Genomic DNA, 19087 nt, shown 5'->3' with positions numbered 1-19087 from the left:
GAGGGATTGACGCATAGTGCTCGACGTCAACTTCTTCGATGAGCTCCGGATCGGTCTGGCCACCGCTGACGACATCCGTCAGTGGAGCCACGGCGAGGTCAAGAAGCCCGAGACCATCAACTACCGCACCCTCAAGCCCGAAAAGGACGGACTCTTCTGCGAGAAGATCTTCGGTCCGACCCGGGACTGGGAGTGCTACTGCGGCAAGTACAAGCGTGTCCGCTTCAAGGGCATCATCTGTGAGCGCTGCGGCGTCGAGGTCACTCGCGCCAAGGTGCGTCGTGAGCGGATGGGCCACATCGAGCTGGCCGCCCCTGTCACGCACATCTGGTACTTCAAGGGCGTCCCGTCGCGCCTCGGCTACCTGCTCGACCTCGCCCCGAAGGACCTCGAGAAGGTCATCTACTTCGCGGCGTACATGATCACGTACGTCGACGACGAGCGCCGTACGCGTGACCTGCCCTCGCTGGAGGCGCACGTCTCCGTCGAGCGTCAGCAGATCGAGAACCGTCGCGACTCCGACCTGGAGGCCCGCGCCAAGAAGCTCGAGACCGACCTGGCCGAGCTTGAGGCCGAGGGCGCCAAGGCCGACGTACGCCGCAAGGTGCGCGAAGGTGCCGAGCGTGAGATGAAGCAGCTGCGCGACCGTGCGCAGCGCGAGATCGACCGTCTCGACGAGGTGTGGACCCGCTTCAAGAACCTCAAGGTCCAGGACCTCGAAGGCGACGAGCTGCTCTACCGCGAGCTGCGTGACCGCTTCGGCACGTACTTCGACGGTTCGATGGGTGCCGCGGCGCTGCAGAAGCGCCTGGAGTCCTTCGACCTGGAGGAGGAGGCCGAGCGCCTCCGCGAGATCATCCGCACCGGCAAGGGCCAGAAGAAGACCCGTGCGCTGAAGCGGCTGAAGGTCGTGTCTGCGTTCCTGCAGACCTCCAACAGCCCCAAGGGCATGGTCCTCGACTGCGTCCCGGTCATCCCGCCGGACCTTCGCCCGATGGTGCAGCTGGACGGTGGCCGCTTCGCGACCTCCGACCTGAACGACCTGTACCGCCGTGTGATCAACCGCAACAACCGCCTGAAGCGCCTTCTCGACCTCGGTGCGCCCGAGATCATCGTGAACAACGAGAAGCGCATGCTCCAGGAGGCCGTCGACGCGCTCTTCGACAACGGCCGTCGTGGTCGCCCGGTCACGGGCCCCGGCAACCGTCCGCTGAAGTCGCTGTCCGACATGCTCAAGGGCAAGCAGGGTCGTTTCCGTCAGAACCTGCTCGGCAAGCGAGTCGACTACTCGGCGCGTTCCGTCATCGTCGTCGGCCCGCAGCTGAAGCTGCACCAGTGCGGTCTGCCCAAGGCCATGGCGCTGGAGCTCTTCAAGCCGTTCGTGATGAAGCGCCTGGTGGACCTGAACCACGCGCAGAACATCAAGAGCGCCAAGCGCATGGTCGAGCGCGGCCGCACGGTCGTGTACGACGTCCTGGAAGAGGTCATCGCGGAGCACCCGGTTCTGCTGAACCGTGCGCCCACGCTGCACCGCCTCGGCATCCAGGCCTTCGAGCCGCAGCTGGTCGAGGGCAAGGCCATCCAGATCCACCCGCTCGTCTGCACCGCGTTCAACGCGGACTTCGACGGTGACCAGATGGCCGTACACCTGCCGCTCTCCGCGGAGGCGCAGGCCGAGGCCCGCATCCTGATGCTGTCCTCGAACAACATCCTCAAGCCCGCCGACGGCCGTCCGGTCACGATGCCGACCCAGGACATGGTCCTCGGTCTGTTCTTCCTGACCACCGACGGTGACCTGCGGGGCGTCAAGGGCGAGGACCGTTCCTTCTCGTCCGTGGCCGAGGCGATCATGGCGTTCGACGCCGGTGAGCTCTCGCTGCAGTCGCGCGTGGACATCCGCTTCCCGGTGGGCACCATCCCGCCGCGCGGCTGGACCCCGCCGGCGCAGGAGGAGGGCGAGCCGGAGTGGCAGCAGGGTGACACCTTCCGCCTGCGGACGACCCTGGGCCGCGCGCTCTTCAACGAGCTGCTGCCCGAGGACTACCCGTTCGTCGACTACGAGGTCGGCAAGAAGCAGCTCTCCGAGATCGTCAACGACCTCGCCGAGCGCTACCCCAAGGTCATCGTGGCGGCGACGCTCGACAACCTGAAGGCGGCCGGCTTCTTCTGGGCGACCCGTTCCGGCGTCACCGTGGCCATCTCCGACATCGTGGTCCCCGACGCCAAGAAGGCGATCGTCAAGGGCTACGAGGACCTCGACGAGAAGGTCCAGAAGCAGTACGAGCGCGGTCTGATCACCAAGGAAGAGCGCACGCAGGAGCTCATCGCGATCTGGACCAAGGCGACCAACGAGGTTGCCGAGGCGATGAACGCGAACTTCCCGAAGACCAACCCCGTCTCGATGATGGTCAACTCGGGTGCCCGCGGAAACATGATGCAGATGCGTCAGATCGCCGGTATGCGTGGTCTGGTGTCGAACGCCAAGAACGAGACGATCCCGCGTCCCATCAAGGCGTCCTTCCGTGAGGGCCTGTCCGTCCTGGAGTACTTCATCTCCACGCACGGTGCCCGTAAGGGTCTGGCGGACACCGCCCTGCGTACCGCCGACTCGGGTTACCTGACCCGTCGTCTGGTGGACGTCTCGCAGGACGTCATCATCCGCGAGGAGGACTGCGGCACCGAGCGCGGTCTGAAGCTGCGGATCGCCGATCGCGGCGCCGACGGCGTGCTGCGCAAGGCGGACGACGTCGAGACCAGCGTCTACGCCCGCATGCTCGCCGAGGACGTCGTCATCGACGGCAAGGTGATCGCGCCGGCCAACGTGGACCTCGGCGACGTGCTCATCGACCAGCTGGTGCACCACGGTGTCGAGGAGGTCAAGACCCGTTCGATCCTGACCTGTGAGTCCCAGGTCGGCACCTGCGCCATGTGCTACGGCCGCTCGCTGGCCACCGGCAAGCTGGTCGACATCGGTGAGGCGGTCGGCATCATCGCCGCCCAGTCCATCGGTGAGCCCGGTACCCAGCTGACGATGCGTACCTTCCACACCGGTGGTGTGGCCGGTGACGACATCACCCAGGGTCTGCCCCGTGTCGTCGAGCTCTTCGAGGCTCGTACGCCGAAGGGTGTCGCCCCGATCTCCGAGGCCTCCGGCCGCGTGCGGATCGAGGAGACCGAGAAGACCAAGAAGCTCGTCGTCACCCCGGACGACGGCAGCGACGAGACGGCGTTCCCGATCTCGAAGCGCGCCCGTCTCCTGGTGTCCGAGGGCGAGCACGTCGAGGTGGGCCAGAAGCTCACCGTGGGTGCCACCAACCCGCACGACGTGCTGCGCATCCTGGGTCAGCGTGCCGTCCAGGTCCACCTGGTCGGCGAGGTCCAGAAGGTGTACAACTCGCAGGGTGTGTCGATCCACGACAAGCACATCGAGATCATCATCCGGCAGATGCTGCGCCGTGTGACGATCATCGAGTCGGGCGACGCGGAGCTGCTGCCCGGCGAGCTGGTCGAGCGCTCGAAGTTCGAGGTCGAGAACCGTCGTGTGGTCCAGGAAGGCGGCCACCCGGCCTCCGGCCGTCCGCAGCTGATGGGTATCACCAAGGCCTCGCTGGCGACCGAGTCGTGGCTGTCGGCGGCGTCCTTCCAGGAGACGACCAGGGTTCTGACGGACGCGGCGATCAACGCCAAGTCCGACTCCCTGATCGGCCTCAAGGAGAACGTCATCATCGGTAAGCTCATCCCGGCCGGTACGGGCCTGTCCCGCTACCGCAACATCCGGGTCGAGCCGACCGAGGAGGCCAAGGCCGCGATGTACTCGGCCGTCGGCTACGACGACATCGATTACTCGCCGTTCGGCACGGGCTCCGGCCAGGCCGTTCCGCTGGAGGACTACGACTACGGTCCGTACAACCAGTAAGCGAGCAGTTCGAAGGGCGCCCACTCCGTCTCGTACGGGGTGGGCGCCCTTCGGCGTCTCTCTGCGTCCCTCACGTGTCTCGGCGCCCGCACTTCACCGGAGTGGCCGCTCCAGGGCCTCCAGGCGCCGCGTGAGGGCCGCGGGCGCCTTCCTCCGGCTCCGGGCCCCGTCCCGGCGGTCTCGTACACGTCCAGAACGGCCCGGTGGCCTGCCGTTTCCGTCGCGTGGATGCCCAGACAAGCGGTCGGGGAAACCCGGCGTGTCCCCCGCGCAGGCATTTGTTTTGACCGGAGTGGATGCGGTAGGTACGCTCAGACCTTGTGCCTGGGGTGTGCCCTGGCTCCCGTGCGTGCCTTCAACCGCACAAGGGAGCCGTCAGTGGCCACCGCAATCTGCGCCCTTTTCGCCTCGCGGCGGGAGTCCGCGGGTTCGACACACCCGACCGCGTGGGTCGGCGACGTTCCAGGTTAGCTTCACCATCGGCACACAGAAACCGGAGAAGTAGTGCCTACGATCCAGCAGCTGGTCCGGAAGGGCCGGCAGGACAAGGTCGAGAAGAACAAGACGCCCGCACTCGAGGGTTCGCCCCAGCGTCGCGGCGTCTGCACGCGTGTGTTCACGACCACCCCGAAGAAGCCGAACTCGGCCCTGCGTAAGGTCGCGCGTGTGCGTCTGACCAGCGGGATCGAGGTCACCGCTTACATTCCGGGTGAGGGACACAACCTGCAGGAGCACTCCATCGTGCTCGTGCGTGGTGGCCGTGTGAAGGACCTGCCGGGTGTTCGCTACAAGATCATCCGAGGTTCCCTGGACACCCAGGGTGTCAAGAACCGCAAGCAGGCCCGCAGCCGCTACGGCGCCAAGAAGGAGAAGTAGAAATGCCTCGTAAGGGCCCCGCCCCGAAGCGCCCGGTCATCATCGACCCGGTCTACGGTTCCCCTCTGGTGACCTCCCTCATCAACAAGGTGCTGATGAACGGCAAGCGCTCCACCGCCGAGCGCATCGTCTACGGCGCCATGGAGGGCCTTCGCGAGAAGACGGGCAACGACCCGGTCATCACGCTGAAGCGCGCTCTGGAGAACATCAAGCCGACCCTCGAGGTCAAGTCCCGCCGAGTCGGCGGTGCGACGTACCAGGTGCCGATCGAGGTCAAGCCCGGTCGCGCCAACACGCTCGCGCTGCGCTGGCTCGTCGGTTACTCCCGCGCCCGTCGCGAGAAGACCATGACCGAGCGTCTGCTCAACGAGCTTCTCGACGCTTCGAACGGCCTCGGTGCGGCCGTCAAGAAGCGCGAGGACACCCACAAGATGGCCGAGTCCAACAAGGCCTTCGCGCACTACCGCTGGTAGTCGCAGCCCACATCGAGACCGAGAGAAGACTGAAGCCTTATGGCTACCACTTCACTTGACCTGGCCAAGGTCCGCAACATCGGGATCATGGCTCACATCGACGCGGGTAAGACGACCACCACTGAGCGGATCCTCTTCTACACCGGCGTCAGCTACAAGATCGGTGAAGTCCACGACGGCGCTGCCACCATGGACTGGATGGAGCAGGAGCAGGAGCGTGGCATCACGATCACCTCTGCTGCCACCACCTGTCACTGGCCGCTTGAGGACAACGACTACACCATCAACATCATCGACACCCCGGGTCACGTGGACTTCACGGTCGAGGTGGAGCGTTCGCTCCGCGTCCTCGACGGTGCCGTCACCGTGTTCGACGGTGTCGCCGGTGTTGAGCCGCAGTCCGAGACGGTGTGGCGTCAGGCCGACCGTTACGGCGTGCCGCGCATCTGCTTCGTGAACAAGCTCGACCGGACCGGCGCGGAGTTCCACCGCTGCGTGGACATGATCAAGGACCGGCTTGGCGCCGTTCCGATCATCATGCAGCTGCCCATCGGTGCCGAGATGGACTTCAAGGGCGTTGTGGACCTGGTCCGCATGAAGGCGCTCGTGTGGTCCGCCGAGGCGGAGAAGGGCGAGATGTACGACGTCATCGACATCCCCGCCACGCACGCCGAGGCTGCCGAGGAGTACCGCGGCAAGCTGGTCGAGACCGTCGCGGAGCACGACGACGAGATCATGGAGCTGTTCCTGGAGGGCCAGGAGCCCACCGAGGAGCAGCTGTACGCCGCGATCCGTCGCGTCACCATCGCGTCCGGCAAGTCCAACGGCGTCACGGTCACCCCGGTGTTCTGTGGCACCGCGTTCAAGAACAAGGGCGTCCAGCCCCTGCTCGACGCGGTCGTGCGCTACCTCCCGACTCCGATTGACGTCGAGGCCATCGAGGGCCACGACGTGAAGGACCCGGAGACCGTGATCAAGCGCAAGCCGTCGGTGGACGAGCCGCTGTCCGCGCTCGCGTTCAAGATCATGCGCGACCCGCACCTCGGTAAGCTCACCTTCGTCCGGGTTTACTCGGGCCGCCTGGAGGCCGGCACTTCGGTGCTGAACTCCGTCAAGGGCAAGAAGGAGCGCATCGGCAAGATCTACCGTATGCACGCGAACAAGCGTGAGGAGATCGAGTCGGTGGGCGCCGGTGACATCGTCGCCGTCATGGGCCTGAAGCAGACCACCACCGGTGAGACGCTGTGTGACGACAAGGCACCCGTGATCCTGGAGTCCATGGACTTCCCGGCTCCGGTCATCCAGGTCGCCATCGAGCCCAAGTCCAAGGGTGACCAGGAGAAGCTGGGTGTCGCCATCCAGAGTCTCGCGGAGGAGGACCCCTCCTTCCACGTTCACTCGGACGAAGAGACCGGCCAGACCATCCTCGGTGGTATGGGCGAGCTGCACCTCGAGGTGCTGGTCGACCGTATGAAGCGCGAGTTCAAGGTCGAGGCCAACGTCGGCAAGCCGCAGGTCGCTTACCGCGAGACGATCCGCAAGGCCGTCGAGCGTCACGACTACACCCACAAGAAGCAGACCGGTGGTACCGGTCAGTTCGCCAAGGTGCAGATCGCGATCGAGCCGATCCTCGAGGCCGACGGTCCGGCGTACGAGTTCGTGAACAAGGTCACCGGTGGCCGCATCCCGAGGGAGTACATCCCCTCGGTCGACGCGGGTGCGCAGGAAGCCATGCAGTTCGGCATCCTCGCGGGCTACGAGATGACGGGCGTCCGCGTCATTCTTCTCGACGGTGGCTACCACGAGGTCGACTCCTCGGAGCTCGCCTTCAAGATCGCCGGATCGCAGGCCTTCAAGGAGGCCGCGCGCAAGGCGTCGCCCGTTCTGCTCGAGCCGATGATGGCCGTTGAGGTCACCACGCCCGAGGAGTCCATGGGCGATGTCATCGGTGACATCAACTCCCGCCGTGGCCAGATCCAGGCCATGGAGGAGCGTCACGGCGCTCGCCTCGTGAAGGGCCTCGTGCCCCTCTCGGAGATGTTCGGCTACGTCGGCGACCTCCGCAGCAAGACCTCGGGTCGCGCAAGCTACTCGATGCAGTTCGACTCCTACGCCGAGGTTCCCCGGAACGTCGCCGAGGAGATCATCGCGAAGGCCAAGGGCGAGTAACGCACTCCGTTTTCACGCTTTAGGCTTGACACCGACCGCCGGGGCCTCAAACCGGCACAGGGACGAGAAATCGTCCCGGTCCGGGAAGAACCCCGGCGGGCGGCATCCCAGCAAAGATCACCTGGCGCCGATGAGTAAGGCGTACCAGAACCACTCCACAGGAGGACCCAGTGGCGAAGGCGAAGTTCGAGCGGACTAAGCCGCACGTCAACATCGGCACCATCGGTCACATCGACCACGGTAAGACGACCCTCACGGCCGCCATTACCAAGGTGCTGCACGACGCGTACCCGGACCTGAACGAGGCCTCGGCCTTCGACCAGATCGACAAGGCTCCTGAGGAGCGCCAGCGCGGTATCACGATCTCGATCGCGCACGTCGAGTACCAGACGGAGACGCGTCACTACGCCCACGTCGACTGCCCCGGTCACGCGGACTACATCAAGAACATGATCACGGGTGCCGCGCAGATGGACGGCGCGATCCTCGTGGTTGCCGCCACCGACGGCCCGATGCCGCAGACCAAGGAGCACGTGCTCCTGGCCCGCCAGGTCGGCGTTCCGTACATCGTTGTCGCCCTGAACAAGGCCGACATGGTGGACGACGAGGAGATCCTGGAGCTCGTCGAGCTCGAGGTTCGTGAGCTCCTCTCCGAGTACGAGTTCCCGGGCGACGACCTGCCGGTCGTCAAGGTCTCGGCGCTCAAGGCGCTCGAGGGCGACAAGGAGTGGGGCCAGTCGGTCCTGAACCTGATGGCCGCCGTCGACGAGTCGATCCCGCAGCCCGAGCGCGACGTCGACAAGCCGTTCCTGATGCCGATCGAGGACGTCTTCACGATCACCGGTCGTGGCACCGTCGTCACCGGTCGTATCGAGCGTGGCATCCTCAAGGTCAACGAGACCGTCGACATCGTCGGTATCAAGACCGAGAAGACCACCACCACGGTCACCGGCATCGAGATGTTCCGCAAGCTGCTCGACGAGGGCCAGGCGGGCGAGAACGTCGGTCTGCTCCTCCGTGGCATCAAGCGCGAGGACGTCGAGCGCGGCCAGGTCATCATCAAGCCGGGCTCGGTCACGCCGCACACCGAGTTCGAGGCGCAGGCCTACATCCTGTCCAAGGACGAGGGTGGCCGCCACACGCCGTTCTTCAACAACTACCGTCCGCAGTTCTACTTCCGTACGACGGACGTGACGGGCGTTGTGACCCTCCCCGAGGGCACCGAGATGGTCATGCCGGGTGACAACACCTCCATGACCGTCAACCTCATCCAGCCTGTCGCGATGGAAGAGGGCCTGAAGTTCGCCATCCGTGAGGGTGGCCGGACCGTGGGCGCCGGCCAGGTCGTCAAGATCGTCAAGTAGTTTGACGCTCGCATGACCTGGTAGCTCCTTCAAGAGCACCTGGAAGGGCCCGTTCGACTTCGGTCGGACGGGCCCTTTCGCTGTTCCCGGAGGTCGGCGAGCGGCTCCGAAACTATTCGACGGTGACGACCCATTCCCCCCGGGGGCCCCTCCCTCCACTATTTGTCATGCCGCTGAGCAAATTCATGTGGAGGGGTGTGCCATGTCTGGGTACGTCAGCCGTAGGGCCGTTCTGGGGGCGGGCGCGGGTGCGGGGCTTGTCGCGCTGCCGATGCTGTCCGGGGTCGCGTCGGCCGCTTCGCGCGCGACGGATCCCGGGGCGTACATCTCCTTCTCGCCGAAGGCGGGCGCCTTCTCCCTCATCGGCGCTCCGGTCGTGGTCAGCCGGGACGATCACCCCGGAGTCGTACGGGTGGCCGGGGACCTCCGCGACGACATCGAGCGGGTCACGGGCGTGCGCCCCGGTGACGCCCTGGCGCGTGAGGTCGTCCTCGTCGGCACCATCGGCCGCAGCCCGCTCATCGACGGCCTGATCGCCTCCGGGAAGCTGGACGTCACCGGAGTGCGCGGCCGGTGGGAGACCTCACTGCAGACCGTCGTGGAGCGGCCCATGGCGGGGGTGGACCGGGCGTTCGTCGTCGCGGGCAGCGATCCGCGCGGCACGATCTTCGGGGCGTACGACGTGTCGTACGGGATCGGGGTCTCGCCCTGGTACTGGTGGGACGACGTGGCGCCGATGCGGCGGGACGCGGTGTACGTGCGGCCGGGGCGGTTCAGCCAGGGCACGCCGGCCGTGAAGTACCGGGGCGTCTTCATCAACGACGAGAACCCGGCGCTGGGGACGTGGGCGCCCGCGTACTTCGGCCCCGGCAAGGCACCCGGCTTCCCCGGCGGCTTCAACGCCGACTTCTACGCGCGCGTCTTCGAAGTCCTGCTGCGGCTCAAGGCGAACTACCTGTGGCCCGCGGTGTGGGGGAGGGCCTTCGCCGAGGACGACCCCCACAACCATGCCCGCGCCAAGGAGTACGGGATTGTCATGGGCACGTCCCATGAAGCGCCCATGATGCGCGGCATCGAGGAGTGGAACCGGCACGCCGTCCCGGCCGTGCGGGACGCCGACGGTGAGGTCGTGACCCCCGGGCATGACCCGTACGGCGGTACGGGGGAGTGGTCGTTCCGCCGTAACGCCGACGCCATCAAGGCGTACTGGCGCGACGGCATCCGGCGCATGGTCGACCAGGACTTCGAGGGCGTCGTCACGCTCGGGATGCGCGGCAACGGCGACACGAGCCTCCCGGACGGCGACGGCGTCGAGCTGATGCGGGAGATCATCGAGACGCAGCGCGGGATCCTCAAGGAGGTCACCGGCCGGCCCCTGGCCGAGATCCCGCAGGTGTGGACCCTCTACAAGGAGGTCCAGCGCTACTGGGACCGCGGACTGCGCGCGCCGGACGACGTGACCGTCGTACTGACCGACGACAACTGGGGCAACATCCGCAAGCACCCGGACCCCGCCGCGCCGCCGCGCCCGGGCGGTTACGGGCTGTACTACCACTTCGACTACGTGGGCGTCGGCCGCAACTACAAGTGGGTCGACACCACCTCCCTGCCGAACCTCTGGGACCAGCTCCACCAGGCCCACGCGTACGGGAACCACGGGCTGTGGATGGTGAACGTCGGCGACCTCAAGGGGAACGAGCTGCCGACCCAGTTCTTCATGGACTACGCCTGGGACCCCGGGCGCCTGGACGTGGACGACATCCCGGCCTGGGAGCAGCGGTACGCCCGGCAGCACTTCGGCGCGGCGCAGGCGCAGGCGATCGCCGGCGTACTGGCGACGTACGGGCAGCTCCAGTCGCGCCGCAAGCCCGAGCTGCTCAACCGCCGTATCACGCTCGCCGGTTCGCAGGTCGTGTACGACGACCAGGCCACGCCCTTCTACGGGCGCGAGCTGGAGCAGGTCACGGAGGAGTGGCGGGGGCTGGCGAAGGACGCGGAGCGGATCGGGAAGCGGCTGCCGGCCGGGGCCCAGGACGCGTGGTACGAGCTGGTCGGGTACGAGGTGCTGGCGACCGCGAACGTGTACGCGCTGCGGGAGGCCGAGTTCACCAACCTGCGCTACGCGGCGCAGGGCCGGGCGGCGACGAACGACCTGGCGGCCGTGGCGGAGGCGGCTCTGCAGCGGGACTTCGCGTTCGCCGATCGCTTCAACTCCCAGGTGGCGGGCGGCAAGTGGCGCGGCTTCCAGACCCAGCCGCACATCGACTACGGCGATGTCGAGCGGTACGGCCCGAACGCGCCGTGGCAGCAGCCGGAGCGCAACAACGTGGCCCTGCCGGACGTCCTCTTCCCCGCGGTCGAACGCATCGACGTGCCGTCCGCGGCCGAGCTGGGCGTGGCGGTCGGCGGCGGGCCCGAGGAGGGGACGGTGCTGGCGCTGAGCCCGTACCGGACCGGGCCCGCGCCGTCCATCGAGGTCTTCAACCGGGGCCGCGCCCCGTTCGACTACCGCGTAGCGGCCTCAGTGCCCTGGATCACCCTCGACGTCCCGCGCGGCCGGGTCGACCAGCAGGTGCGGGTCACACCGAAGGTGGACTGGTCGAAAGCGCCGGGCGGTCGTACGGAGGCGGAGGTCACCGTGCGCGGGGCGGGCACGTCCGTCACCGTCCCGGTCGTCGCCGAGAACACCTCCCCGCGGGGCCTGCGCGGCTTCGTGGAGGCGGACGGGTACGTGGCCGTCGACGCGGAGCACCACACGCGGGCCGTCGGCACCTGGCGCCGTATCGACCGCATCGGGCGGACCGGGGCGGGCATGACGCCGTGGCCCGTCACGGCCCCGCGCCAGACCCCCGGCAGGAAGGGCTCGCCCCGGCTGGAGTACGAGGTCAGCCTGCTGAAGCCCGGCCCGGTCACGGTCTGGGCGTACCTCTCGCCGCGCAACCCGGCGCTGCCCACGGGCGGCCTGCGCTACGCGCTCTCCTTCGACGACGACGTTCCGCAGTCCGTCGACATCCACGCGGCCACGGGCGCGGACGACGGTCTGATGAACCCGCAGTGGGCGCGCAACACGTCGGACAACGTCAACGTCACGTCCACCCGGCACGCCATCGCCCGCGCCGGCGCGCACCGGCTGACGTTCTGGATGGTCGACCCGACCGTCGTGCTGCAACGGCTCGTGATCGACACGGGAGGGCTGAGGCCGACGTACCTGGGCCCGCCCGAGAGCCACCGAATCCGCTGACCCGCACCGCACCCCCGTACGTGTAGATACGAGAAGGGACCTCACCCCATGAAGCACTTCCGCATGCCCGCAGCCGCCGCCGTCCTGCTGAGCGCGACCCTGCTGGTCACGGCCGCGCAGCCGGCCTCGGCGCACGAGCCCCCGCTACGGGCCCTCGCCGACCGGGCGGACCTGCGCATCGGCACCGCGGTGGACATGACGGCGCTGGCCGACGACACGGCGTACCGCCGTACGACCGCGCGCGAGTTCAGCTCGCTGACGGCCGAGAACGTCATGAAGTGGGAGTCGGTGGAGCCGCAGCGCGGGACCTACGACTGGTCGAAGGCGGACGAGCTCGTGCGCTTCGCCCGCGCCCACGGCCAGGCCGTACGCGGCCACACGCTGCTCTGGCACAACCAGCTGCCGGCCTGGCTGACGACGGGCGTGGCGGACGGCTCGATCGACGCGGCGGAGCTGCGCGGCATCCTGCACAGACACATCACCGCCGAGGTCGGCCACTTCAAGGGCCGGATCTATCAGTGGGACGTGGTCAACGAGGTCTTCAACGACGACGGTTCGCTGCGGGACTCCCTCTGGCTGCAGAAGCTGGGCCCCTCCTACATCGCCGACGCGTTCCGCTGGGCCCACGCCGCCGACCCGAAGGCGAAGCTCTTCCTGAACGACTACAACGTGGAGGGCGTCAACGCGAAGTCCACGGCCTACTACGAGCTGGCGAAGAAGCTGCGCGCGGAGAAGGTCCCCGTCCAAGGCTTCGGCATCCAGGGCCACTTGGGCATTCAGTACGGCTTCCCGGGCGACGTGTCCGAGAACCTGGCCCGCTTCGCCGACCTGGGCATGCAGACCGCCTTCACGGAGGTCGACGTACGGATGATCCTGCCGGCCGACGCCGAGAAGCTCGCGAAGCAGGCGACCTACTTCCGCGGCCTCCTCGACGCCTGCCTCGGCACCCGCAGCTGCAAGTCGTTCACCGTCTGGGGCTTCACGGACAAGTACTCCTGGGTCCCGGGCGTCTTCACGGGCCAGGGCGCGGCGACACCCCTGGACGAGGCCTACGCGAAGAAGCCGGCCTACACGGCCCTGGCGGAGGCCCTGTCGGAAGGCCGCTGAGCTGGGCAACTGGAACATTTCGGCACCCCGGGTCCGCCGCGGCCCGGGGTCTCGTGCTTGCCGAGCCGCCGAAAGCTGCCACTTCCACCTCGATGTCCAGGGGGAGGGGGCGGGGGTGGGTTTGAGGTGCGTCACTCTCGGGGTACGATCCTCGGCTCGATTGGCCAGGTCCCTGTGCTGTATGGCAGACTAGCGGGGTTGCTCGGTCGAGTGCCGATGCTGCGCGCCTCCCGTCGGGAGGACCGGAAGCGAGTCCCACAGTACTCGTCGCCTCAACTGCCGTAAGGCAGCGCTGGGGCGGACGTACGGGAATCTTTCGGGAAGTGTCAGCGGGGTGCAGGCCAGGCACCCGGTGGGTGTTCCAGCCCCCGGTCCTGCGGTTGCTTTCGGGCGGGCCGCGTCCCTCGTAGGGAAATCCTTTAGGGGTCTTTCTGCGGCAGGAGCGCGACACACCCGACCGCGTGGGTCGGAGGAAGGGGACGCGAACCCCCGGGTTCCAGAGCGTTTCACTAGACAAAGGACTACTGAGTAGCCATGGCGGGACAGAAGATCCGCATCCGGCTCAAGGCCTACGACCACGAGGTCATCGACTCCTCGGCGAAGAAGATCGTCGAGACGGTGACCCGCACTGGTGCGTCGGTCGCGGGCCCGGTGCCGCTGCCCACTGAGAAGAACGTGTACTGCGTCATCAAGTCGCCGCACAAGTACAAGGACTCTCGCGAGCACTTCGAGATGCGCACGCACAAGCGCCTCATCGACATCCTCGACCCCACGCCCAAGACCGTTGACTCTCTGATGCGACTCGACCTCCCGGCCGGTGTCGACATCGAGATCAAGCTCTAGGGATCGGTGATCTGAGAATGGCTAAGCAGATCAAGGGCATCCTCGGCGAGAAGCTCGGCATGACGCAGGTGTGGGACGAGAACAACCGTGTTGTTCCCGTCACCGTCGTCAAGGCCGGCCCGAACGTCGTGACCCAGGTCCGTACGAATGACTCCGACGGCTACGAGTCGGTCCAGATCGCCTTCGGCGAGATCGACCCGCGCAAGGTGAACAAGCCCCTCAAGGGTCACTTCGCCAAGGCCGACGTCACTCCCCGCCGCCACCTTGTCGAGATCCGTACCGCTGACGCCAGCGAGTACACCCTCGGCCAGGAGATCACCGCTGAGGTGTTCGAGGCCGGCATCAAGGTGGACGTGACCGGCAAGAGCAAGGGCAAGGGCTTCGCCGGTGTCATGAAGCGTCACAACTTCAAGGGCCTCGGCGCCGGCCACGGTGTCCAGCGCAAGCACCGCTCTCCCGGCTCCATCGGTGGCTGTGCCACCCCCGGCCGTGTGTTCAAGGGCGTCCGCATGGCGGGCCGCATGGGCAACGAGCGGGTCACCACCCAGAACCTGACCGTTCACGCTGTTGACGCGGAGAAGGGACTGCTCCTCATCAAGGGAGCCATCCCCGGTCCGAACGGCGGCCTCGTCCTGGTCCGTACCGCGGCCAAGGGGGCCTGAGGACTATGAGCACCATTGACATTCTGTCGCCCTCCGGCGACACCGCCGGGACCGTTGAGCTCCCGGCCGAGATCTTCGACGTAGAGAAGATCAGCGTTCCGCTGCTTCACCAGGTCGTCGTCGCACAGCTGGCCGCTGCCCGTCAGGGCACGCACAAGGTCAAGCGTCGTGGCGAGGTCCGCGGTGGTGGCCGCAAGCCTTACCGCCAGAAGGGCACCGGCCGCGCCCGTCAGGGCTCGACCCGTGCGCCGCAGTTCGCCGGCGGTGGCGTCGTCCACGGCCCCACCCCGCGCGACTACTCGCAGCGGACCCCGAAGAAGATGAAGGCCGCGGCCCTGCGCCACGCCCTCACCGACCGGGCCCGCAACGCTCGCATCCACGTCATCACCGGCGTGATCGAGGGCGAGACCCCCTCCACCAAGGCCGCGAAGAGCTTCCTCGGCAAGGTCAGCGAGCGCAAGAACGTGCTCCTGGTCATCGAGCGCTCCGACGAGGCCGCGCTGCTTTCCGCGCGCAACCTGCCCCAGGTCCACATCCTGGAGCCGGGCCAGCTGAACACGTACGACGTTCTCGTCTCGGACGACGTGGTCTTCACCCAGGCCGCTTTCGAGTCCTTCGTGTCTGGCCCCAAGGCCGCTGACACCGAAGGGAGCGAAGCCTGATGGCTACGCGTCACCCGAGCATTGCCTCCAAGGCGGCCAAGGCCGCCAAGGCCGCGCGCGTCGCCAAGGCGAAGCGCCACGCCACCGAGGGCAAGAACACCGTCGAGACCCCGCTGAGCAAGTCCTTCACGGACCCCCGTGACGTGCTGCTCAAGCCGGTTGTCTCGGAGAAGAGCTACGCGCTTCTCGACGAGGGCAAGTACACCTTCATCGTCGCGCCGGGCTCCAACAAGACGCAGATCAAGGAGGCCGTCCAGGCGGTCTTCTCGGTCAAGGTCACCGGGGTCAACACGATCAACCGCCAGGGCAAGCGCAAGCGCACTCGCACCGGCTTCGGTAAGCGTGCGGACAGCAAGCGCGCGATCGTGACCCTCGCTGAGGGCGACCGTATCGACATCTTCGGCCAGGCCTCCTAACGGAGCGCCCTGGTCCGAATATCGGACGAGGACTGAGAAATGGGAATCCGCAAGTACAAGCCGACTACGCCGGGCCGTCGTGGCTCCAGCGTCGCCGACTTCGTCGAGGTCACGCGGTCCACGCCGGAGAAGTCGCTGGTCCGCCCGCTGCACAGCAAGGGCGGCCGTAACAACGCCGGTCGTGTGACCGTTCGCCACCAGGGTGGCGGACACAAGCGCGCCTACCGAGTGATCGACTTCCGTCGTCACGACAAGGACGGCGTGCCGGCGAAGGTCGCGCACATCGAGTACGACCCCAACCGCACCGCGCGCATCGCGCTGCTGCACTACGCGGACGGCGAGAAGCGCTACATCCTCGCCCCCCGCAACCTGTCGCAGGGTGACCGCGTCGAGAACGGTCCCGGGGCCGACATCAAGCCGGGCAACAACCTGGCGCTCCGCAACATCCCGGTCGGTACCACGATCCACGCGATCGAGATCCGTCCCGGTGGCGGCGCCAAGTTCGCCCGCTCCGCCGGTGCCTCGGTGCAGCTGCTCGCGAAGGAGGGCACCATGGCCCACCTCCGCATGCCTTCCGGTGAGATCCGCCTGGTCGACCAGCGCTGCCGCGCCACGGTCGGCGAGGTCGGCAACGCCGAGCAGAGCAACATCAACTGGGGCAAGGCCGGCCGCATGCGCTGGAAGGGCGTTCGCCCGTCCGTCCGCGGTGTGGCGATGAACCCGGTTGACCACCCGCACGGTGGTGGTGAGGGCAAGACCTCCGGTGGTCGCCACCCGGTCTCCCCGTGGGGTCAGAAGGAGGGTCGTACTCGCTCGCCGAAGAAGGCATCGAGCAAGTACATCGTCCGCCGCCGCAAGACGAACAAGAAGCGCTAGGAGCGGGTTTAGATGCCGCGCAGTCTCAAGAAGGGACCCTTCGTCGACGGACACCTCGTAAAGAAGGTGGACGTACAGAACGAAGCCGGTACCAAGAACGTCATCAAGACCTGGTCCCGTCGCTCGATGATCATCCCGGCCATGCTCGGCCACACGATCGCGGTGCACAACGGCAAGACCCACATTCCGGTGTTTGTCACCGAGTCGATGGTCGGCCACAAGCTCGGCGAGTTCTCGCCGACGCGCACCTTCCGGGGTCACGTGAAGGACGACCGGAAGTCGAAGCGCCGCTAACGCGGGGTGGAATCGACCATGACAGACACTGGAAGGACAACCATGGAAGCCAGGGCCCAGGCGCGGTACATCCGCGTTACGCCCATGAAGGCCCGCCGCGTGGTGGACCTTATCCGTGGCATGGATGCCACGGAGGCTCAGGCGGTCCTGCGTTTCGCCCCGCAGGCCGCGAGCGTGCCGGTCGGCAAGGTGCTTGACAGCGCCATTGCCAACGCCGCGCACAACTACGACCACAGTGACGCCTCTTCGCTGGTCATCAGCGAGGCGTACGTGGATGAGGGTCCGACCCTGAAGCGGTTCCGTCCGCGTGCTCAGGGCCGTGCCTACCGGATCCGTAAGCGGACCAGCCACATCACCGTGGTCGTCAGCAGCAAGGAAGGAACCCGGTAATGGGCCAGAAGGTTAACCCGCATGGGTTCCGGCTCGGCATCACCACGGACTTCAAGTCCCGGTGGTACGCCGACAAGCTGTACAAGGACTACGTCAAGGAAGACGTCGCCATCCGTCGGATGATGACGTCCGGCATGGAGCGCGCCGGCATCTCGAAGGTTGAGATCGAGCGCACCCGTGACCGCGTGCGGGTGGACATCCACACCGCGCGTCCCGGCATCGTCATCGGCCGCCGTGGCGCCGAGGCCGACCGCATCCGCGGTGACCTCGAGAAGCTCACGGGCAAGCAGGTCCAGCTGAACATCCTCGAGGTCAAGAACCCCGAGACGGACGCTCAGCTGGTTGCTCAGGCCGTTGCCGAGCAGCTGTCCTCCCGCGTCTCCTTCCGTCGGGCCATGCGCAAGAGCATGCAGTCCGCCATGAAGGCCGGCGCCAAGGGCATCAAGATCCAGTGCGGTGGCCGTCTCGGCGGCGCCGAGATGTCCCGTTCGGAGTTCTACCGCGAGGGCCGTGTGCCGCTGCACACGCTCCGCGCGAACGTGGACTACGGCTTCTTCGAGGCCAAGACGACCTTCGGCCGTATCGGTGTGAAGGTCTGGATCTACAAGGGCGACGTCAAGAACATCGCCGAGGTCCGCGCCGAGAACGCTGCGGCCCGTGCGGGTAACCGCCCGGCCCGTGGTGGCGGCCCGGGCGGCGACCGCCCGGCCCGCGGCGGTGGCCGCGGTGGCGAGCGTGGCGGCCGCGGCCGCAAGCCGCAGCAGCAGTCCGCGCCGGCTGCCGAGGCCCCCAAGGCCGACGCTCCCGCCGCCGCTGCCGCTCCGGCTGAGAGCACCGGAACGGAGGCCTGACCGAAATGCTGATCCCCCGTAGGGTCAAGCACCGCAAGCAGCACCACCCGAAGCGCCGTGGTCAGGCCAAGGGCGGTACGCAGGTTTCGTTCGGCGAGTACGGCATTCAGGCCCTCACGCCGGCGTACGTGACGAACCGCCAGATCGAGGCCGCTCGTATCGCGATGACCCGCCACATCAAGCGTGGCGGCAAGGTCTGGATCAACATCTACCCGGACCGCCCGCTGACGAAGAAGCCTGCCGAGACCCGCATGGGTTCCGGTAAGGGTTCTCCGGAGTGGTGGATCGCGAACGTGCACCCGGGCCGGGTCATGTTCGAACTGTCCTACCCCAACGAGAAGATCGCTCGTGAGGCCCTCACTCGCGCAGCCCACAAGCTGCCGATGAAGTGCCGGATCGTCAAGCGCGAGGCAGGTGAAGCGTGATGTCGGCCGGTACCAAGGCGTCCGAGCTGCGCGAACTGGGTGACGAGGAGCTTCTCAACAAGCTCCGCGAAGCCAAGGAAGAGCTGTTCAACCTCCGCTTCCAGGCGGCGACGGGTCAGCTCGAGAACCACGGTCGGCTGAAGGCCGTCCGTAAGGACATCGCGCGGATCTACACCCTGATGCGTGAGCGCGAGCTGGGCATCGAGACGGTGGAGAGCGCCTGATGAGCGAGAGCAACGTGACTGAAGAGACGAAGGCCGCTCGCGGCTTCCGCAAGACCCGTGAGGGTCTGGTCGTCAGCGACAAGATGGACAAGACCGTCGTCGTCGCCGTCGAGGACCGCGTCAAGCACGCGCTGTACGGCAAGGTCATCCGCCGTACGAACAAGCTCAAGGCGCACGACGAGCAGAACGCTGCCGGCGTCGGCGACCGCGTCCTCATCATGGAGACGCGTCCGCTGTCGGCGAGCAAGCGCTGGCGCATCGTCGAGATCCTCGAAAAGGCCAAGTAAATCTCCTGCGG

At 67.0% G+C, this 19087-nt stretch carries 18 protein-coding genes; all 18 read left to right on the top strand.

Annotated features, from left to right (window positions below; translation table 11 throughout):
• Positions 1-16: 16 nt before the first annotated feature.
• Positions 17-3916, top strand: a complete 3900-nt coding sequence (locus AB5J56_RS18740; protein WP_369233876.1) for a DNA-directed RNA polymerase subunit beta' — start codon at positions 17-19, stop codon at positions 3914-3916.
• A 504-nt stretch (positions 3917-4420) separates the two neighbouring features.
• Positions 4421-4792 carry a 30S ribosomal protein S12 gene (gene rpsL / locus AB5J56_RS18735; protein ID WP_003948652.1) on the top strand — a complete coding sequence of 124 codons (372 nt, stop codon included), beginning with the start codon at positions 4421-4423 and terminating at the stop codon, positions 4790-4792.
• A 2-nt stretch (positions 4793-4794) separates the two neighbouring features.
• Positions 4795-5265 carry a 30S ribosomal protein S7 gene (gene rpsG, locus AB5J56_RS18730; protein WP_055597737.1) on the top strand — a complete coding sequence of 157 codons (471 nt, stop codon included), beginning with the start codon at positions 4795-4797 and terminating at the stop codon, positions 5263-5265.
• Positions 5266-5304: 39 nt separating this feature from the next.
• Positions 5305-7434, top strand: a complete 2130-nt coding sequence (gene fusA / locus AB5J56_RS18725) for an elongation factor G (RefSeq protein ID WP_369233875.1) — start codon at positions 5305-5307, stop codon at positions 7432-7434.
• A gap of 170 nt (positions 7435-7604) precedes the next feature.
• Positions 7605-8798: an elongation factor Tu gene (tuf, locus tag AB5J56_RS18720; protein ID WP_369233874.1), complete on the top strand. Its 1194-nt coding sequence runs from the start codon at positions 7605-7607 to the stop codon at positions 8796-8798.
• A gap of 271 nt (positions 8799-9069) precedes the next feature.
• Positions 9070-12039, top strand: a complete 2970-nt coding sequence (locus AB5J56_RS18715) for a glycosyl hydrolase 115 family protein (protein ID WP_369242638.1) — start codon at positions 9070-9072, stop codon at positions 12037-12039.
• A gap of 48 nt (positions 12040-12087) precedes the next feature.
• A complete protein-coding gene (locus AB5J56_RS18710) occupies positions 12088-13146 on the top strand; it encodes an endo-1,4-beta-xylanase (protein ID WP_369233873.1) in 1059 nt (352 codons plus the stop codon).
• A 534-nt stretch (positions 13147-13680) separates the two neighbouring features.
• Entirely contained in the window at positions 13681-13989 is a 309-nt protein-coding gene (gene rpsJ, locus AB5J56_RS18705) for a 30S ribosomal protein S10 (RefSeq protein WP_003948644.1), read from the top strand.
• A gap of 17 nt (positions 13990-14006) precedes the next feature.
• Positions 14007-14651, top strand: a complete 645-nt coding sequence (gene rplC, locus AB5J56_RS18700; protein WP_261705325.1) for a 50S ribosomal protein L3 — start codon at positions 14007-14009, stop codon at positions 14649-14651.
• 5 nt (positions 14652-14656) lie between these two features.
• On the top strand, positions 14657-15313 hold the full coding sequence (gene rplD, locus AB5J56_RS18695) for a 50S ribosomal protein L4 (RefSeq protein WP_369233872.1): 657 nt from the start codon (positions 14657-14659) through the stop codon (positions 15311-15313).
• Positions 15313-15729: a 50S ribosomal protein L23 gene (gene rplW, locus AB5J56_RS18690; protein WP_359858164.1), complete on the top strand. Its 417-nt coding sequence runs from the start codon at positions 15313-15315 to the stop codon at positions 15727-15729. The genes rplD and rplW overlap by 1 nt, the downstream gene beginning before the upstream one ends.
• Before the next feature lie 39 nt (positions 15730-15768).
• Positions 15769-16605 (top strand): 50S ribosomal protein L2, encoded by an 837-nt coding sequence (gene rplB / locus AB5J56_RS18685; RefSeq protein WP_369233871.1) that lies wholly within the window; start codon positions 15769-15771, stop codon positions 16603-16605.
• A 12-nt stretch (positions 16606-16617) separates the two neighbouring features.
• Complete coding sequence (rpsS, locus tag AB5J56_RS18680) at positions 16618-16899, top strand: 30S ribosomal protein S19 (protein ID WP_024755409.1); 282 nt, start codon at positions 16618-16620, stop codon at positions 16897-16899.
• A gap of 42 nt (positions 16900-16941) precedes the next feature.
• Positions 16942-17289 (top strand): 50S ribosomal protein L22, encoded by a 348-nt coding sequence (rplV, locus tag AB5J56_RS18675; protein WP_016645177.1) that lies wholly within the window; start codon positions 16942-16944, stop codon positions 17287-17289.
• Positions 17289-18140 carry a 30S ribosomal protein S3 gene (gene rpsC / locus AB5J56_RS18670; RefSeq protein ID WP_093627312.1) on the top strand — a complete coding sequence of 284 codons (852 nt, stop codon included), beginning with the start codon at positions 17289-17291 and terminating at the stop codon, positions 18138-18140. Before rplV ends, rpsC begins: the two co-directional genes overlap by 1 nt.
• Before the next feature lie 5 nt (positions 18141-18145).
• Complete coding sequence (gene rplP, locus AB5J56_RS18665) at positions 18146-18565, top strand: 50S ribosomal protein L16 (protein ID WP_010986348.1); 420 nt, start codon at positions 18146-18148, stop codon at positions 18563-18565.
• Complete coding sequence (gene rpmC / locus AB5J56_RS18660) at positions 18565-18789, top strand: 50S ribosomal protein L29 (protein ID WP_005481220.1); 225 nt, start codon at positions 18565-18567, stop codon at positions 18787-18789. The genes rplP and rpmC overlap by 1 nt, the downstream gene beginning before the upstream one ends.
• The gene (gene rpsQ, locus AB5J56_RS18655) at positions 18789-19076 is read left to right on the top strand and encodes a 30S ribosomal protein S17 (protein WP_356131397.1); all 288 of its coding nucleotides are present in this window, start codon (positions 18789-18791) and stop codon (positions 19074-19076) included. Before rpmC ends, rpsQ begins: the two co-directional genes overlap by 1 nt.
• Positions 19077-19087: the final 11 nt, after the last annotated feature.

The organism is Streptomyces sp. R21, from assembly GCF_041051975.1.
Classification (GTDB): domain Bacteria; phylum Actinomycetota; class Actinomycetes; order Streptomycetales; family Streptomycetaceae; genus Streptomyces.
This window is presented reverse-complemented; position numbering and strand designations above follow the sequence as displayed.

Bases quoted from the DNA above. Each gene is read 5' to 3' on its own strand.
- rplV (WP_016645177.1), top strand. From the start codon at position 16,942: ATGGAAGCCAGGGCCCAGGCGCGGTACATCCGCGTTACGCCCATGAAG.
- rplW (WP_359858164.1), top strand. From the start codon at position 15,313: ATGGCTACGCGTCACCCGAGCATTGCCTCCAAGGCGGCCAAGGCCGCC.
- rplD (WP_369233872.1), top strand. From the start codon at position 14,657: ATGAGCACCATTGACATTCTGTCGCCCTCCGGCGACACCGCCGGGACC.
- rpsC (WP_093627312.1), top strand. From the start codon at position 17,289: ATGGGCCAGAAGGTTAACCCGCATGGGTTCCGGCTCGGCATCACCACG.
- rplB (WP_369233871.1), top strand. From the start codon at position 15,769: ATGGGAATCCGCAAGTACAAGCCGACTACGCCGGGCCGTCGTGGCTCC.
- AB5J56_RS18710 (WP_369233873.1), top strand. From the start codon at position 12,088: ATGAAGCACTTCCGCATGCCCGCAGCCGCCGCCGTCCTGCTGAGCGCG.
- rpmC (WP_005481220.1), top strand. From the start codon at position 18,565: ATGTCGGCCGGTACCAAGGCGTCCGAGCTGCGCGAACTGGGTGACGAG.
- AB5J56_RS18715 (WP_369242638.1), top strand. From the start codon at position 9,070: ATGCTGTCCGGGGTCGCGTCGGCCGCTTCGCGCGCGACGGATCCCGGG.
- rplC (WP_261705325.1), top strand. From the start codon at position 14,007: ATGGCTAAGCAGATCAAGGGCATCCTCGGCGAGAAGCTCGGCATGACG.
- fusA (WP_369233875.1), top strand. From the start codon at position 5,305: ATGGCTACCACTTCACTTGACCTGGCCAAGGTCCGCAACATCGGGATC.
- rpsS (WP_024755409.1), top strand. From the start codon at position 16,618: ATGCCGCGCAGTCTCAAGAAGGGACCCTTCGTCGACGGACACCTCGTA.
- rpsQ (WP_356131397.1), top strand. From the start codon at position 18,789: ATGAGCGAGAGCAACGTGACTGAAGAGACGAAGGCCGCTCGCGGCTTC.
- rpsG (WP_055597737.1), top strand. From the start codon at position 4,795: ATGCCTCGTAAGGGCCCCGCCCCGAAGCGCCCGGTCATCATCGACCCG.
- rplP (WP_010986348.1), top strand. From the start codon at position 18,146: ATGCTGATCCCCCGTAGGGTCAAGCACCGCAAGCAGCACCACCCGAAG.
- rpsJ (WP_003948644.1), top strand. From the start codon at position 13,681: ATGGCGGGACAGAAGATCCGCATCCGGCTCAAGGCCTACGACCACGAG.